Source organism: Paraglaciecola polaris LMG 21857, from assembly GCF_000315055.1.
Classification (GTDB): Bacteria; Pseudomonadota; Gammaproteobacteria; order Enterobacterales; family Alteromonadaceae; genus Paraglaciecola; species Paraglaciecola polaris.
Genome location: NZ_BAER01000041.1, coordinates 59,182 through 74,994, shown reverse-complemented (window position 1 = coordinate 74,994; position 15,813 = coordinate 59,182). Strand labels below are relative to the sequence as shown.

Sequence of the window (15,813 nt, the reverse complement as noted above, 5' to 3'; positions counted from 1 at the left end):
ACCGTAGTCAGTGCATATGTTGATTTAGGTGGTATAAATCCTTTTGGTCATGCCTGAAAATGTGAGTTTGCGTTTCAATGTGGATAACCTTTTTGATAAAGAAGTGTTGTCATTCGCTTTTGTCGACTCGGCGTTTTATCGTCCACTTAGTCCGCGTAATTTCCAAGCTTCCTTAACGGTGGCGTTTTAAATAATATGGGAAAACATATGTATAAACTGAATAACAAGTTCGCCTCTGTTGCTCTGGGGTTATTAGTCTGGCAGTCAGCTAGTGCGGTTACTTTAGAAGAAGCAACCAGCATACAGCGGGAGCTTGTCACCCTGGACTCGCACCTAGATACACCTGCAAATTTAGTCGTGCCTGGCTTTGATATTTTAGAACGTCATTCTTATGGTCACGATTTTTCACAGGTCGATGTACCTCGCATGCAAGAGGGGGCATTAGATGGTGGTTTTTGGGCTATTTACAGCCCTCAAGGTCCATTGACTAAAGAAGGTTACGAGCAAAGCCGTGATACAGCGTTATTACGGGCATTAGCTATTCGCACTATGGTTACCGCGCATCCAGACGTGTTTACCTTTGCCACTGAAGCAAGCGAAGCGAGTGAGATAAAAAAGAGCGCTAAACACATCGTCTATATGAGTATGGAAAACGCATATCCACTGGGTACGGATATCAGCTTACTTGATACCTTCTATAAGTTTGGTTTACGCATGGTGGGACCAGTGCATTTTAAAAATAACCAGTTTGGTGATAGTTCAACGGATCCTGATGGCACTAAGTGGGACGGTTTATCCCCTTTAGGTGAAAAACTCGTCGTTGAGGCGAATCGGCTCGGTATTGTATTAGACGGTTCACATGCTCATGATGAAACGGTCAAAGGCATGATCCGCCTGTCGAAAACGCCTATTATTCTGTCTCACACGGGCAGTAAAGCCATCTATGACCACCCGCGTAATGTTGATGATGCACTGCTTAAAACGCTCGCTGCCTCCGGTGGGGTGATTCAAATGAATGCGTACAGCGAATATCTCGCAGCGTTGCCTGCTGATCCTGAGCGTAAAGAGGCCTTTAAAGGCTTAATGGCGCTGGTGAAAAACGGTAGCGAGCGGGAAATTATTTTACAGAAGCGTCGTGAGATTGAACATGAGCATCCAGGGGTAAAAGCCTCTTTCGATGTGTATATGCAACACTTTTTACACGTCTTGAACGTGGTTGGGCCTGAGCATGTGGGTATTGGTGCGGATTGGGATGGCGGCGGTGGGGTCGATGGTATGATGGATGTGGTTAATTTGCCGATGATCACCCAGCGATTATTAGATGAGGGCTACAGTAAAAAAGATTTAGCGAATATCTGGGCAGGTAACGCATTACGGGTGTTACAACAAGCGCAGGACTACGCGGTTAGCTTAAAAGCGAAGCAATAAATTTAAATCTGCGTAATGAATAAACACTCGCCCTTGTGTGTACATAGGGCGAGTGCGTGAAAATTGCGCATATCGCTTAACCGCAACAATTAGAAATAAACAGCATAGGAAACGTTCAAAAAATCCACCCCTGGATTGCGGTCGTTTAAACCACCGTTTGAATAGTGCATATAACGTAGTGCTATGGACTGATTCATGTTGTCTCCAAAGTCAGTGGCTAGGCCAAAGCGGTCTTCAAATTGGTAATGCGAACCAATATCTTTACCTGCAAAACGGGTGTCATCGACTAGGGATACACCTATACCAAACTCCCATCTAAGAGGGTACTTATTGGCTATGGTGGCGAACTGCTTAGAAAATACCGGTGAAATGGCCATGGCATAATTGGTTTCGTGGCGATTTTGTGCGCCGACTTCCCAAAAATTAACACTGACTTCCCAGTACACATCTAAATTTCCCAACCATTTAATTTCAGTCAGTTGTGTGGCGTAAGGTCGATAGGCCAATCTGACCCCTTGTATGTCGTCCGACCCGAGCAGGTAATCGACGGCGATACCTTGTTTTGCCGCTTGTGCGGTTGGTGTAATAAAGTAGCTGCCCAACAGGGCAATAATAATCAATAAAGTGCGCATGTGTGTGTCTCTATAAGTGAATGTGCGGTTACTATACATGGACTCTTTTACTATTTATTGGCTTTATTTTGTCATTAAATAGACTTTACCGTTCGGTTGTATCGAACTGTTTGGTGTTTTAATAGCTTTTGCGATTTTAATAAACAAATAATTGTATTTTTGGTTATATTTGTTTACGCCCTAAACATTATCTTTACATTGCTGGTGAGGGCATGGTTTGGCGCTGTGCGTCGGCGTATTGATTTGTGGTTTTGGGTAGACGTGAATGTGTATGCGGCCTGATGGACTCGCTTGATAAACAGGAGGGGGTAGTTGATGAAACTCAGTAGTAGCGAACAGGAGAAAATGGCACTTGAACATCAGGCTGCAAAAATTTTTATGGCGGCTTATGAACATGATAGCGGGCTCGAAATTCGACATCTTTGGCACAATCGCCCGAGTAAGCCAGATGTATCATGCCGGCTAGAAGGTAAACGGCTAGATATGGAAATTGCGCATTTATACGGTACTGAGCTGGAAGCAAAACAGATCCTCGGACGTGATCTCAATGAAGGTACCTGTTTAGAGTTACGTAACCTCGATATCGTGACCCAACCTGACGAACGATTGCTAAAAGCGTTAAATCGCATACTTGCCAATAAATCTCAAAAGCAGTATCGCTCACAGCGAGTGTGGTTGGTTATTCGTAATGCGCATCCCGCATGGGACAGGGCACAAATCGAAGCTCTGCGCGATAAGATTGATGTGCCGCCGACTCATCCGTTTGAACAAATCTGGATGGTAGGTGATTGGGCAGGAGAAAGCGGTATCATTAAGCTGTTTCCCTGTGCTATACACTAATGTTTTTGCCTAATTTTGCAGCGTATTTCAATCCGTTTATGTTAGTTATCGTCGCTCGACAACTCATAGCCGAGCTCGCGCCATCTCAGTGTGCCTCCCGCTAGTGACGATACCTGTTTAAACCCCATATGTAACAATGATTCTGCCGCTAGTGCCGAGCGCGCCCCTGAACGGCAGTAAAGCAATATATTTTGCTGGGCTAGCCGCGCGGTAGGATCAGCTTTATTCGCACATATGGCCAAACCACTCAGTTTGGCTTCAAGCAGGCCACGAGGTATGAGGAGTGCCCCAGGCAGAACACCTGACTGGCATTCATCGGCTTCGCGTACATCGACTAATATAGGATATTTTTCCGGCATTTTTACGTATTCTTCGCACGTTACTTCTTTAATGGTCTGCCTGACTTGATCAATATACTGCGTATAATCTATTACTTTGTTTTGCATTGTCATTACCTCAATAAAATAAGTTCGCTAGCAGCCAAATAGCAACGACTACGATAAGAATGGAAAATCCACGTTTGAGTTTATGTTGATCAAGGCGTGAAGATATTGATTGCCCCGCCAAAACAGATGCAGCACCTACACCGGTCATCGTTAAAATAATCAGCCAGTTTAATTCAGGAGATTGTTCACTAAGCGCAATAGAGGCAAAAGCGGTGGCCGAGTTAATTACGATTAGAAGTAAACTATTTGATACCGCACTTTGCATATTTGCTCCGGCAAAAATAACCAGAGCAGGTACGATTAAGAAACCACCACCAACACCCACGACCCCGTGATAAGTCCCACCGTTGCTGCTGCACTTAGCAGCGCCCAACTACTTGGTGATTTACCAGGTACAGGCGGTTTATCGGCAAGCATTTTTAACGCAACAACAGCCATAATCGCAACAAGTAGGACAGTTTGACTGCCCGGCGGCATCCATATGCCTAGCCGCGCCCCTAACGCTGCAAATGGTAAACTCACAATGCCAAAACTGGTAATTATGCGTTTGTCCAGAGCGCCGTTTCGATAAGCTCTTATACTGCCGACAGCGGCAATCATACCGATTATAATCATTGAGCTGGTTATGGCACTTTTCTCATCCAGACCTAGGAATAGAGTTAGCGCGGGAACGGTTAATATCGAGCCACCGGCACCGAGCAGCCCTAAGCTAAGGCCAATTAAACCAGCGCTTACTAGCAACATTAGATACATAAACTTGTACATACTTTAATTAATATCGTATATTTGCAATATACGATATTTGTGTATTAATAAGCAAGGAGTTAATTATGGCAGTTCACGTTAAAGGTTTTTTTCATGAAGGCACGGGGACCATTAGTTACATAGTGGTAGATAGTGAATACAAGCATGCTGTCATAATTGACAGTGTGTTAGATTTCGACCTTTCATCAGGAGAGGTTGGTGCGCAGTTTGCAAATAAACAATTAGCCTTTTTACAAGATAACGAATTGCAGTTAGATTGGATTTTAGATACTCACGCCCATGCCGATCATCTAAGTGCCGCTAACTATTTACGCTCTAAAACATCAGTTCAAACGGTTATCGGTGAAGGAATTAAAGCTGTTGAAGGTCGTTTTGCAAACGTATTTAACCTTGGTGGACTGACAACTGATTTATATCAAGCATTTGACCGATTATTAAAAGAAGGGGAATCTTTGGCGTTTGGCTCAGCCTCATTAACGTGTATGAGCACACCGGGGCATACCAGTGATAGTTTAAGTTACATCATTGAAGATAATGTGTTTGTCGGAGATACCTTATTTATGCCCGACGGTGGAACCGCACGATGCGATTTTCCAGGGGGAGACGCAGGTTTATTGTGGGATAGCATCAGTCGTATTCATCAATTACCTGCACATTACAAAATTTGGGTCTGCCATGATTATCAGCCCCAAGGCCGCGAGTTGCGTTATCAGACGACAGTAGGTGAGAGTCGTTCGTCAAATATTCATGTAAACTCCCAAATGGACAAAGCGCAATATGTGGCATTACGAAACACTCGGGATAAAACCCTTGCGGTGCCCAAATTATTGTACCCCTCCTTGCAGGTGAACTTGCAATCAGGCGTATTACCAGAGCCTGAGAGTAACGGTATGCGGTATATTAAAATTCCGTTAACGGATAACACCCATTAACTGGTGGTTATAAAGGAAATTTACTGGGTGCTCTTTCTACTTTTTTGCCTATTTCCTCTAGCCGTTTAAGATTATTGGGGGTCATTTGGCGACGAGAAAGTTCTTTTAAAAATTGAGCCGTATTAAGGCTTTGATATTTTGCCTCACCTGATTCGACTAAGCTTTGCAGTAAATTTAAGCTAAAAGCGACCTCCCGAGGGAAGAGTAAATAGGCTTGATAAAAGTCTTGTGTGGCTTTTTGATAATCGTGTTTTACATAATGTTCTAAGCCGGTCTTGTTCAGACTCATGGCTTCAGGCCTGCGCTCGCCGATGGTCTCTTCGCGCTTCACCACTATCATATTGGCAACGGTTGCTTCGTTGCCATCTTCAATTTGTTCTAAACGTGCTTTACACATGGCCAGTATTTCACTGGCTTTTACGTCATTTCCAATACCTTTCCAAGCGGAAATTGCATCGGTCATTTGCATTATGTCACTGCTGTCCATGTCGTCCATGCCTTCTCGATGCAATATTTCTGATGCTTTGTCGAGGTTGCCAGCCATCACCGCTGCTGCGGCATATAAAAAATCCCTTTTGATTACCAGTTTCTGGTCGAGGTTCTTGCGCCCAGCAGAACCGATTAAAAATTTGGCTACTTGCAGGGTTTTGTCTCGTTCGTTGGCATTTTTCCCTTCTGCTTCTTGTAAATAGCAGCGCGCTAAATCGAGGGATAATTCGTCAAAACGTTCACGGATCCCACGATTTGACTCACGCTTTTTTTCAAGTAACTGAATGGCTTCGCTATTGCGTTCTTGTGCTTGAAATATATAGGCTTTCAAACGTGCGGCGGAAACGGACATTTCCCCCTCGCGAATATTGTTTATGTGATCTTCTGCTTGGGCATAATGATTGTTGCCGATACAAATACGCGCCAACCACTCTCTGGCCTTGTCACTGGTGAGTTGAGTGTTAGTCAGCTCCAACAACATATCTTCGCTTTGCTGTATTTGACCGTCTAAGTACAAACTTTGAATTAAACCCCATTTTGCCCAAATGATCTTGTCTGAGCCACGTAAAACATCGCTATATACGCTAGCTGCTTCTTTAAAGCGCTTAACTTTGATCAACAAACGGGCTTGTAACTTGACCATTTGGCTGCGCATGCGGGGGCGGCTGTTACGCTCAAGCATGTAATGTAAATGATCCAGAGCGGGAGTGAATTCGTCGTTGTCCATTAGTTTAAATACCGGCATAAGATAATGATGAAAATTCAGACAGGCTGAAATGTTCTTTTCTATGCTTCGAATGGTGTATGGCTTGATGACCAACGCGTCGGGGTGAACATCGACAATTTGCCCGACTATCATGGGTAGACGATCTGAGGTAATAAAGATAATGCTGGTGGAGTTCTTCAGTAAGCCTTGCTCTTGTAGCTCTTGTACCACTTCTACGCCATTCTTGTTCTGGCCTAAATGATAATCCATTAGCAACAAATCGACACGGCGCAGTTTGGCGTGAGCTTTTAATTCCCGGCCATTACTGAAGCAGCCTATTTCGCTAAAGCCCATTCCCATCAAATGGTTGCGTAAATTAATACGTGCCATGCCGTTATCTTCCACAATGGCAACTTTAATATTGCTAAGAGACATGGCTTACCTTAGTTAGTCGTGTGTATTTTTGTTTCATAATCAAAAGCATAGCAACTGAAAAATCGATAGTAATCATATTTTATTAGCACTGGGCATATAGGCTTAGTGTGCTGAAATCTAACAAACATGTATACAGAAGTTGTCACTTTGTAGAATAAATATTTGAACTAACGTTAACGTAAAGGTAAGTTGTTTGATAATCTTGCTAACACTTCGTTAACAGTTTTGGTTTGCCGTTAAAATCAAAGCACTTTTATTAGGGCTATTTATGCAACACGTACCTTTACTTATCAACGGTGAGTTTATTTCATCTGAGTCACAGCAATTTATCGACGTGACTAATCCTGCAAACAATACTGTCATCGCTAAAGCACCTGTGGCCAGCGATGCTGAAGTCGACGCGGCCGTCGCTAGTGCCAAAGAGGCTTTTATTACTTGGCGTGAAGTGCCTGTCTCTGAGCGCGCCCGAGTAATGATGCGGTATCAGCAATTACTTAAAGAACATCATGACGAAATTGCCACTATTTTAAGCAGTGAAACAGGGAAAACTCTGGCCGATGCTAAAGGTGATGTGTGGCGTGGTATAGAAGTGGTTGAGCAAGCCATGAACGTGCCGGCTATGATGATGGGGGAGACAGCTGAAAACGTCGCCCGGGGCATAGATACCTACAGTTATATTCAGCCTTTGGGTGTGTGTTTGGGTATCACCCCGTTTAATTTCCCGGCGATGATCCCCTTGTGGATGTTTCCTATGGCCGTGGCATGTGGCAATACGTTTATTCTCAAACCGTCTGAACAAGATCCGCTAACACCTACACGTTTGGCTGAACTGTTCATTGAAGCAGGTGCGCCCAAAGGCGTGTTAAATGTTATTCACGGTGGTAAAGATCAAGTCAATAAACTGCTTAATCATGACGATGTGCGCGCGGTGTCTTTTGTGGGTTCTGTCCCTGTGGGACAGCATGTATATAAAACGGCCACCGATAATATGAAGCGTGCTCAGTGCTTTGCGGGTGCTAAAAACCACTCCGTCATTATGCCTGATGCGAATAAGCAGCAAGTGCTAAATAATTTGGTCGGTGCGTCTGTGGGCGCAGCTGGTCAGCGATGTATGGCTATTTCGGTTGCTGTGTTCGTAGGTGATGCTGGAGAGTGGGTTGAAGAGCTCGCAACCATGATAGGTCAGGTAAAACCTGGTTTGTGGGATGATGAAGATGCTGCCTATGGGCCGCTTATCAGCCCGCAAGCTAAAGCCCGAGTGTTATCGCTTATTCAGCAAGGCAAAGATGAAGGGGCGACCTGCTTAGTCGATGGTAGTGATTTTACATTGAAAGGCTACGAAACAGGCAACTGGGTCGGACCGACTGTGTTTAGTGACGTCACCGAAGCGATGCAAATATATCAACAAGAAATATTCGGTCCTGTGCTGTGCTGTATGGTGGTCGATACCCTAGAAGAAGCGATTGCACTGGTAAACCGTAACCCATTTGGCAACGGTACTTCGATATTCACTGCCAGCGGCGCGGCTGCACGTAAATATCAGCATGAAATAGAAGTCGGTCAGGTGGGTATTAATGTGCCGATCCCTGTGCCATTGCCATTCTTCTCATTCACAGGGTGGAAAAATTCTTTCTACGGTGACTTACATGCCTATGGCAAACAAGCGGTTCGTTTTTATTCAGAAACCAAAACGGTGACGGCACGTTGGTTTGAAAACGACATACCAACTGGCCCTAATATGACCATCAACTTAAAGTAAGTGAGCGAACTATGAACTTTGATTTGACTGAAGACCAACAAGCTTTTGCCGATACGGCTCGCCAATTTGCCAAGCAGGCTTTGGCACCGAATGCCGCTAAGTGGGATAAAGAGCATCACTTTCCGAAAGATGTGATCCAGCAAGCTGGCGAACTCGGGTTTTGTGGCCTGTACACCAGTGAAGAAGACGGTGGCTTAGGCTTAAGCCGTTTAGACTCATCCATTATTTTTGAACAGCTTTCCATGGGCTGTACCGCGACTACTGCAATGATGACGATCCATAACATGGCGACCTGGATGATCGCCAAGTGGGGTAAACCGGAATTAAAAGCAAAATGGTGTCCTGATTTAGTCACTGGCAAGTTGCTGGCATCTTATTGCTTAACTGAGCCGGGATCGGGTTCCGACGCGGCGGCTTTGCGCACAAGTGCAAAAGTAGATGGCGACGAATACGTATTAAACGGTTCTAAGATGTTTATCTCTGGTGCCGGAGAAACCGAAGTGCTGGTGGTGATGGCACGCACGGGCGGAGATGGCCCTAAAGGGATTTCAGCGTTTTTAGTGCCAGCTGACGCACAAGGTGTGATTTACGGTAAAGCCGAAGAAAAAATGGGCTGGAACGCTCAGCCTACTCGTTTGATTACGTTCGATAATGTACGCATTTCGAAAATTAACTTACTCGGTGAAGAAGGCCAAGGTTTTAGTTTTGCGATGCAAGGTTTAGATGGTGGACGGGTAAATATAGCCACTTGTTCTATCGGTACCGCCCAGCAAGCGTTAAACACGGCCACTGCTTATATGAAAGAGCGTACCCAATTTGGCAAACCTTTGGCTGCTTTTCAAGCATTGCAATTCAAACTGGCTGATATGGCTACAGAACTTGTGGCTGCGCGACAAATGGTGCGCCTCGCGGCCTTTAAATTAGATAATCAAGATCCTGAACGCAGTGCTTATTGCGCCATGGCGAAGCGGTTTGCGACGGATATTGGATTTGAAGTGTGTAATCAAGCTTTACAAATTCACGGTGGTTACGGTTACATTCAAGAATATCCGTTAGAACGCCATGTTCGAGACGTGCGTGTTCATCAAATACTCGAAGGTACCAATGAAATTATGCGCATGATAGTCGGGCGACGTTTATTAGCTGACGATGCGGGTGATATTTTATAAGGTGTTTAGTCGCCAAACGATAGGAGAAGATTGTGTCTGATTGCGTTATTTTTCAAGAACGGACCACTAAAAATGGCATGAAGATAGGTCATGCAACCCTTAATCGACCGAGTGCGTTAAATGCACTGAATATGGACATGATCCAAGTCTTGATGCCACAGCTTTTAGCTTGGCAGCAAAGCGCTGATATTTGTATGGTGATCCTTGATGGTGCCGGCGAAAAAGGATTGTGCGCCGGGGGGGACGTTGTCGCTATGCATAACGCTATGGCGAGTAATCCTAAAACCATGCCCGCCTCATTACAGACCTTTTTTAGCGAGGAATATCAACTGGATTTCCTTATTCACACTTACGCTAAACCTTTTGTGGTGTGGGGAGCAGGAATTGTAATGGGTGGGGGTATGGGCTTGATGAACGGCGGGAGTCATCGAATTGTCACAGATACCTCGCGTTTGGCAATGCCAGAAATCAATATTGGTTTATACCCTGATGTAGGCGGAAGCTGGTTTCTAAACCACATGCCCCCAGGTTGTGGGGTGTTTTTAGGTATGACTGGGGCCAGTATGAATGCGGCGGATGCCCTATACGTTAATATGGCTGATTATTTCATTCCCAACGATTTAAAAAACCAGTGGTTAACCCGTCTTGAAGACTTGCCTTGGAGTCAAGATCGAGCTGCAAACGATGATCAATTAAGCGTACTTTGTGCGGATTTACATCAACAGCAGCAAGATCTACTGCCCCAGAGTAAGGTACAAGCACTACAAGATGACCTTAGTGCTCTTGCGAGTGAAACCACTGCTGCTGGGGTTGCGAAGCGGATACTGGCGTTAAACGCAGATGATGATAAATGGCTTGATAAAGCACAAAAGACCTTGCAAGCGGGCTCGCCTATCAGTGCAAGTTTGGTGTTCAAACAATTGCAAAATGGGCGCAATTTGACCTTGGCCCAATGCTTTGAGATGGAATTGATCATGTCATGTCGCTGCGGTGAATTTGGTGAGTTTCAAGAAGGCGTACGTGCCTTGCTGGTGGATAAAGATCATCAACCTAAATGGCGTTACGCGACAATTGATAGCGTGCCAAACGAAACCATGCAGTGGTTTTTTGATAGCCCTTGGCAAGACAATACGCATCCGCTTCGTCACTTAGGTAAGGAGTAAATCATGTCATTATTAAATTATACTATCGCGTTTATCGGCTTGGGCAATATGGGCGGGCCGATGGCCGCCAATCTGCTAAAAGCGCAAGCGAAGGTTAAGGTGTTTGACCTCGTCCCTGGTGCTGTCGCGGAGCTAAAGAGTCAAGGTGCCACGGCGGCAAACAGTGCTATTGATGCTGTGGATGGTGCGGATATTGTGATATCTATGCTGCCAGCAGGTAAGCATGTGCAAAGCCTATACTTAGGAGATAGTGAGCGCGCGACAGCAGGGCTTATGGATGTACTAGGGAAAAATACTCTGGTTATTGATTCGAGTACGATTGATGCCGCCACGTCAATCGCTGTGGGTACAGCGTTAAGTGAAAAAGGCATACGTTTTCTCGACGCGCCCGTTTCTGGTGGCACAGCAGGTGCTGCCGCAGGGACATTGACCTTTATCGTGGGTGGTGAAGAGGCGGCCTATCAAAGTGCTTTACCTGTGCTGCAAGCCATGGGAAAAAATATTTTTCATGCCGGCCAAAATGGCGCGGGACAGATCGCTAAAATTTGCAATAACATGCTGTTATCTGTGTTAATGCTCGGTACCTCAGAGGCCTTGCAAATGGCGATTGATAATGGACTTGACCCTAAGGTGATGTCAGACATTATGCTGCAAAGCTCAGGTAGAAACTGGACTTTGGAGTTATACAACCCATGCCCAGATGTGATGCCAAATGTGCCTTCATCGAATGACTATAAAGGTGGTTTTATGGTGGATTTGATGCGCAAAGACTTAGGTTTAGCCTTAGACACCGCACTGAAGAGTCATTCCAGTACCCCAATGGGAGCGATGGCGCAAAATTTGTACAATATGCACAGTATGCAGGGTAACGGTCAGCGAGATTTCTCCAGTATCTTTGAACTTTTCTCGGCGCAAAAACCTAAAATTTAGCCCGTTATGACGGAAAACGACCAGAAGGTGATGAAGGGCCAAAGCACATCACTTAGGATCCAAAGAATTCAATTATTGAAGATTAAGGAAGTACAATTATGCAGTTAACAGGTAGCGTTATCGCGATCACAGGAGCGGCGCAAGGTTTAGGCCGAGCCATGGCACAAGAATTTGCGCAACAAGGAGCAAGTGTTGCACTTATCGATATGCAACAGGAGCCGTTAGAGCAAGCTGCCAAAGAGCTGCGTAACCTAGGTATTAAAGCAGAATATTACGTAGTGAATGTCACTAACGAAGCTGAAGTAGAGGTAGCGTTTGCGGACATAGCTATGGAGTTTGGTCAATTAAACGGATTGATTAATAGTGCCGGTATCATGCGCGATGGCATGTTGCTTAAAGTCAAAGACGGCAAAGTCGTCAGTAAAATGTCAAAAGAGCAGTTTCAATCTGTACTCGATGTCAACGTCACCGGTACTTTTCTATGCGGCCGCGAAGCAGCCAAACAGATGATTGAAAGCAAAAGTGAGGGCGTGATCATCAATATTTCCTCTGTTTCTCGCGCTGGCAACATAGGGCAAACTAATTACTCAGCGTCTAAAGCGGCAGTGGCCACCATGACAGTATCTTGGGGTAAAGAGTTAGCTCGCTATGGTATTCGTACCGGTTGTATTGCACCAGGTTTGGTTGAAACTGCCATGGCGGCGCAAATGCGTCCCGAGATGCGTGAAGCATTTTTAAATACTGTACCTATGCGCCGCTTAGCAGAAGTTGAAGAATTGGCTCACACAGCGAAATACATCTTTGAAAATGACTACTTCACGGGACGTACGATAGAATTAGATGGTGGTACACGGGTCTAAGGTTTTCGTCCCATAAAAACGGTTCAAAAGTATCAAGTCCATGTGTATATCGCCATGGCGAAAATGGGGGCTCATTGCCCCCTATATATTAGTAGTTAAAATAGGTTTGCAATTGATATGGGGAACCGCCATACGCGTAGTCGGTAGCAATAAGGTTAATGACATCGCCTGCATCAACACCGCGCAAATACGTTTCAATAATCAATTCGCCACTTGATGCGTTATATATATAAATATCATAGTCGCCACTTTCCAATTCATATTGCTCGTTGCTCATATAACTCAGCTCCACCTGTGGAGTATATGAGTCAGGGTTACCACCATCACTGACGATGACTACCTCAATGGCGTTACTCTTTATATCGTCAATACTATGGTTTATAAGTAATTTAGCGTGGGTGCTAATGACACGTAGATCCTCTTCATTGTCATTTACTGTGATGCTCGAAGCGTTATCGCCTGAGGTGAGTACTAATAATCTGCTACTGGGCTGAAGGTCTAAGGTGAAGGTATCAATTTTTTCACTTGTCTCGTTGTCGACTAAATAAAAATATCGTGTATCTCCTTCGTCAAGATTATCAATATCGATATTAAACATATCCGATATGGCGCCGAATTCTAACGTGCTGGCTATTAATGTAGCATCGACATCTGTCCCAGTTAAATACACATCGAGGTAATTAGCGTTGGATATGCCGTGAGTAAAACGTACATTGGCAGACTGTGTTTCATTGGTAAGTAATCGAGCGCCATCTGTTTCAATTTGGACTATCGCGTTAACTAACTCATCTGAACCCGCAACAAGGTAACCGGTTAATGCAAAAATTGTGGCGTCCCCTGTTGAAATAGTAATGCTGTCGGTTGAAGCCAATATGGTGTCTGTACCTGACTCAGTCATTATGATCTTGTATACACCTTTCTCCACTTCGACTTCGTCGCTGTCATCACTGTATGCCAAAGTGACATCCGCTACTTTATTTAAAAGGTCTTCACCTTCTGCCAACAGGTACACATCAATATCAGTGTTTGAGTCAGCTAAGTTGGCGAACTGAATAATGGCATCATAGTCTTCATCGAAATCGTCATCGAATAAATCTGAAATATCAGTTTGAAATGTGATAGATGAGGGGGCGTCGGTATCGCCATACATGACGTATGTACTGATTTTGTTCTTTGATACGTTAACGCTGTCGCTACTGGTAAATTCGTCGTTCTGTGAATTTGGTAATATTTGATTGAACTCCAAGTCGTAACTTCCCTTACTGACATAATCAATCGCGCTGGCGTCACCGTACTCTAATTCATCTAACGGTTCGTCTTCGATTAATACTTCAATAGCGGGGGATTGCGGAACGAGATTGACGAACTGATAATATCCTTTAGCGTCAGAGTCACTGCTACTACTTAGATTGCATGCGGATAAACTCAATGTCATTAGGCTAATAATGATACTGGGGAATATTTTTTTAGTTTTTCTGTGAAACATAAATACTGGATTACTAAAATAGAATGAAAGTAGGCCTATTTTGACTGAAACTTGAAGAGAATGTTTGCTGGCTAGGGTAAAAGTTGTGTAAAAAACCGCAGCAGAAATATCGCACAAAAGAGCAAAGAATATTTGCTCTTTTGTCAGTACTACAAGGTTAACAATGAATTATAAAGGCTCACCAAAGCGAAATACTTGCCCTTCGCCGGGGAGCATCTTGTGCCAACGTTCATTGCCGGTGAGAGGCTCAGTGGCAATGACTGTCACTATGTCATTAGGTGTAGTTTCTGTCGAAAAATCGATATCAACATCGATATCAGACAGATGCGCTTTACCAAATGGCGCCCGGCGGGTGATCCATTGTAATTTAGTTGAACAAAAAGCAAGTAAGTACTCACCATCTGTTATGAGCATATTGAATACACCCAACTTATTGAGTTTTTTAGCTTCTTTTTGCAAAAAGTTAAAAGCAGAAATGCGTCTACTAGGACGATTGGGGAATCGGTTGTCCAGAGCACTCATTAAGTAACAGAAAGCACGCTCGCTGTCAGTGGTGCCGACGGGAGTGAACCTGTCTATGGGAAGATCAGCATAACCACTTAATTGGCCATTGTGGGCGTAAGTCCAATTTCTGCCCCATAACTCACGGCTGAAAGGGTGCGTATTTTCCATGCCGATGCGCCCTCGGTTTGCTTGACGAACATGGGCGATAACAGCATTACTTTTTATGGGGTAATCAGAAACCAATCGAGCGATTTCAGATTCATAACTGGGTTGAGGATCTTTGAAAATACACACGCCTTTTTGTTCATAAAAGGCCACGCCCCATCCATCTTTATGAGGGCCAACTCGACCGCCGCGTTCGCGCAGTCCTTTGAAACTAAAGCAAATATCGGTTGGCACGTTGGCCGACATTCCCAATAACTCACACATATTTTACCCCGCATATTGCTGATTTCACGATTATACCCTGATTGCCTTCTTAGATTGATGGGGAAACCTAAAAAAACTCAGTAATCCGATATTTTTCAATACAGTAATATTTTTGGCGGTGTAGGGCACTCAATTGCGCTTATGTGAGGTGAGAGTTAAATAACAGGAGTGTGACATGTCTTCATCAACGTACTTTCGTCAACGTTTTACCCTAGCCAGCCGTATTGTTTTAGCACTGTGTGTTCTATTGCCTTTTTACCCTGCAATTGCTCACAAGGATGCATGGCAATTTAGTCATACAGAGGCATCAGTACTGCTTTATTCCGCCCAGAATGAAGTAACAGAGCAGAACATATTAACTCAGTTGCCGACTAAGGCACGAGCATCGAAACCCATTAGTGATAAACAATCAGCTGCAAGATTATTGAGTGCCGATCAGCGTATAAACATGCGTTCAGCTGTTCAGAATTTGCCATTAGTTTGGCTTGGTAGTTGTATTTTTCTCGGCTTATTCGTGGTCTATCGTGCCCTTGAACGGCGTTATTTTCAGCAGTATTTTCGCCAACCTAAGCCACGTATTTGTATGAGCCAGCGTTATCACTTGTAAGTGATTGCAGTTATCGGAAAACGATTATTTAAAAAAATTGAAATAGTTTGGCGGTTTTCTCATGGGAAATACGCTTTATAAAAATGAGAAGAAGGGGGCGGTGCCGTAAGTCCTTTTTTTCTCAATCAAGAAGAGAAGATAAGTCGTATTTATGTTCACTGTGATTAGCGCAACATTCGCCACAAAGAAAAGAGACATAACGGTCTTCAATTAGCAGCTAGGTTGAGGTAATG

Annotated in this window: 15 protein-coding genes and 1 pseudogene; 10 read left to right on the top strand and 6 right to left on the bottom strand. The window is 44.3% G+C overall.

Annotation, left to right across the window (positions count from 1 at the left end):
* Window positions 1-43: 43 nt before the first annotated feature.
* The gene (locus tag GPLA_RS23165; RefSeq protein ID WP_007104374.1) at window positions 44-190 is read left to right on the top strand and encodes a TonB-dependent receptor; all 147 of its coding nucleotides are present in this window, start codon (window positions 44-46) and stop codon (window positions 188-190) included.
* A 17-nt stretch (window positions 191-207) separates the two neighbouring features.
* Window positions 208-1,428: a dipeptidase gene (locus GPLA_RS08085; protein ID WP_007104373.1), complete on the top strand. Its 1,221-nt coding sequence runs from the start codon at window positions 208-210 to the stop codon at window positions 1,426-1,428.
* An 89-nt stretch (window positions 1,429-1,517) separates the two neighbouring features.
* Here the strand turns inward: GPLA_RS08085 and GPLA_RS08080 are convergent, their stop codons facing one another.
* Window positions 1,518-2,060, bottom strand: a complete 543-nt coding sequence (locus GPLA_RS08080; protein ID WP_007104372.1) for an acyloxyacyl hydrolase — start codon at window positions 2,058-2,060, stop codon at window positions 1,518-1,520.
* A 315-nt stretch (window positions 2,061-2,375) separates the two neighbouring features.
* Between GPLA_RS08080 and GPLA_RS08075 the strand changes: the two genes are divergently transcribed.
* Window positions 2,376-2,900 (top strand): hypothetical protein, encoded by a 525-nt coding sequence (locus GPLA_RS08075; protein ID WP_007104370.1) that lies wholly within the window; start codon window positions 2,376-2,378, stop codon window positions 2,898-2,900.
* Between the two features lie 41 nt (window positions 2,901-2,941).
* Here GPLA_RS08075 and GPLA_RS08070 read toward each other — a convergent pair whose 3' ends face one another.
* Together GPLA_RS08070 and GPLA_RS08065 are read right to left on the bottom strand one after the other, a co-directional pair.
* Window positions 2,942-3,346 carry a rhodanese-like domain-containing protein gene (locus GPLA_RS08070; protein WP_007104369.1) on the bottom strand — a complete coding sequence of 135 codons (405 nt, stop codon included), beginning with the start codon at window positions 3,344-3,346 and terminating at the stop codon, window positions 2,942-2,944.
* A gap of 10 nt (window positions 3,347-3,356) precedes the next feature.
* Window positions 3,357-4,090 (bottom strand): annotated as a pseudogene (locus GPLA_RS08065) (sulfite exporter TauE/SafE family protein).
* Between the two features lie 86 nt (window positions 4,091-4,176).
* Between GPLA_RS08065 and GPLA_RS08060 the strand changes: the two are divergent.
* Entirely contained in the window at window positions 4,177-5,043 is an 867-nt protein-coding gene (locus GPLA_RS08060) for an MBL fold metallo-hydrolase (protein ID WP_007104368.1), read from the top strand.
* A gap of 7 nt (window positions 5,044-5,050) precedes the next feature.
* Here the strand turns inward: GPLA_RS08060 and GPLA_RS08055 are convergent, their stop codons facing one another.
* Entirely contained in the window at window positions 5,051-6,673 is a 1,623-nt protein-coding gene (locus tag GPLA_RS08055) for a response regulator (protein WP_007104367.1), read from the bottom strand.
* 268 nt (window positions 6,674-6,941) lie between these two features.
* Here GPLA_RS08055 and GPLA_RS08050 point away from each other — a divergent pair, with 268 nt between their 5' ends.
* From GPLA_RS08050 to GPLA_RS08030, 5 genes are all read left to right on the top strand, one after another.
* Entirely contained in the window at window positions 6,942-8,432 is a 1,491-nt protein-coding gene (locus GPLA_RS08050) for a CoA-acylating methylmalonate-semialdehyde dehydrogenase (protein ID WP_007104366.1), read from the top strand.
* An 11-nt stretch (window positions 8,433-8,443) separates the two neighbouring features.
* Complete coding sequence (locus GPLA_RS08045) at window positions 8,444-9,601, top strand: acyl-CoA dehydrogenase family protein (protein ID WP_007104365.1); 1,158 nt, start codon at window positions 8,444-8,446, stop codon at window positions 9,599-9,601.
* A 32-nt stretch (window positions 9,602-9,633) separates the two neighbouring features.
* Window positions 9,634-10,764 (top strand): enoyl-CoA hydratase/isomerase family protein, encoded by a 1,131-nt coding sequence (locus GPLA_RS08040; RefSeq protein ID WP_007104364.1) that lies wholly within the window; start codon window positions 9,634-9,636, stop codon window positions 10,762-10,764.
* 3 nt (window positions 10,765-10,767) lie between these two features.
* Entirely contained in the window at window positions 10,768-11,694 is a 927-nt protein-coding gene (gene mmsB, locus GPLA_RS08035; RefSeq protein WP_007104363.1) for a 3-hydroxyisobutyrate dehydrogenase, read from the top strand.
* A gap of 98 nt (window positions 11,695-11,792) precedes the next feature.
* Window positions 11,793-12,554: an SDR family oxidoreductase gene (locus tag GPLA_RS08030; protein ID WP_007104362.1), complete on the top strand. Its 762-nt coding sequence runs from the start codon at window positions 11,793-11,795 to the stop codon at window positions 12,552-12,554.
* Between the two features lie 88 nt (window positions 12,555-12,642).
* On the opposite strand, the gene GPLA_RS08025 is transcribed toward GPLA_RS08030, so the two are convergent.
* Both GPLA_RS08025 and GPLA_RS08020 read right to left on the bottom strand, forming a co-directional pair.
* Entirely contained in the window at window positions 12,643-14,040 is a 1,398-nt protein-coding gene (locus tag GPLA_RS08025; RefSeq protein ID WP_040514207.1) for a DUF4397 domain-containing protein, read from the bottom strand.
* Window positions 14,041-14,208: 168 nt separating this feature from the next.
* Complete coding sequence (locus GPLA_RS08020) at window positions 14,209-14,973, bottom strand: class II glutamine amidotransferase (RefSeq protein WP_007104360.1); 765 nt, start codon at window positions 14,971-14,973, stop codon at window positions 14,209-14,211.
* A 175-nt stretch (window positions 14,974-15,148) separates the two neighbouring features.
* On the opposite strand from GPLA_RS08020, the gene GPLA_RS22910 reads away from it, so the two are divergent.
* A complete protein-coding gene (locus tag GPLA_RS22910) occupies window positions 15,149-15,580 on the top strand; it encodes a hypothetical protein (protein WP_007104359.1) in 432 nt (143 codons plus the stop codon).
* The last annotated feature ends 233 nt before the right edge of the window (window positions 15,581-15,813 follow it).

What these genes read in the sequence shown, in the direction of transcription:
- mmsB (WP_007104363.1), top strand. Translation starts at nt 10,768, where the DNA reads ATGTCATTATTAAATTATACTATCGCGTTTATCGGCTTGGGCAATATG.
- GPLA_RS08045 (WP_007104365.1), top strand. Translation starts at nt 8,444, where the DNA reads ATGAACTTTGATTTGACTGAAGACCAACAAGCTTTTGCCGATACGGCT.
- GPLA_RS08060 (WP_007104368.1), top strand. Translation starts at nt 4,177, where the DNA reads ATGGCAGTTCACGTTAAAGGTTTTTTTCATGAAGGCACGGGGACCATT.
- GPLA_RS08055 (WP_007104367.1), bottom strand. Translation starts at nt 6,673, where the DNA reads ATGTCTCTTAGCAATATTAAAGTTGCCATTGTGGAAGATAACGGCATG.
- GPLA_RS08020 (WP_007104360.1), bottom strand. Translation starts at nt 14,973, where the DNA reads ATGTGTGAGTTATTGGGAATGTCGGCCAACGTGCCAACCGATATTTGC.
- GPLA_RS22910 (WP_007104359.1), top strand. Translation starts at nt 15,149, where the DNA reads ATGTCTTCATCAACGTACTTTCGTCAACGTTTTACCCTAGCCAGCCGT.
- GPLA_RS08085 (WP_007104373.1), top strand. Translation starts at nt 208, where the DNA reads ATGTATAAACTGAATAACAAGTTCGCCTCTGTTGCTCTGGGGTTATTA.
- GPLA_RS08050 (WP_007104366.1), top strand. Translation starts at nt 6,942, where the DNA reads ATGCAACACGTACCTTTACTTATCAACGGTGAGTTTATTTCATCTGAG.
- GPLA_RS08075 (WP_007104370.1), top strand. Translation starts at nt 2,376, where the DNA reads ATGAAACTCAGTAGTAGCGAACAGGAGAAAATGGCACTTGAACATCAG.
- GPLA_RS08025 (WP_040514207.1), bottom strand. Translation starts at nt 14,040, where the DNA reads ATGTTTCACAGAAAAACTAAAAAAATATTCCCCAGTATCATTATTAGC.
- GPLA_RS08080 (WP_007104372.1), bottom strand. Translation starts at nt 2,060, where the DNA reads ATGCGCACTTTATTGATTATTATTGCCCTGTTGGGCAGCTACTTTATT.
- GPLA_RS08030 (WP_007104362.1), top strand. Translation starts at nt 11,793, where the DNA reads ATGCAGTTAACAGGTAGCGTTATCGCGATCACAGGAGCGGCGCAAGGT.
- GPLA_RS08070 (WP_007104369.1), bottom strand. Translation starts at nt 3,346, where the DNA reads ATGCAAAACAAAGTAATAGATTATACGCAGTATATTGATCAAGTCAGG.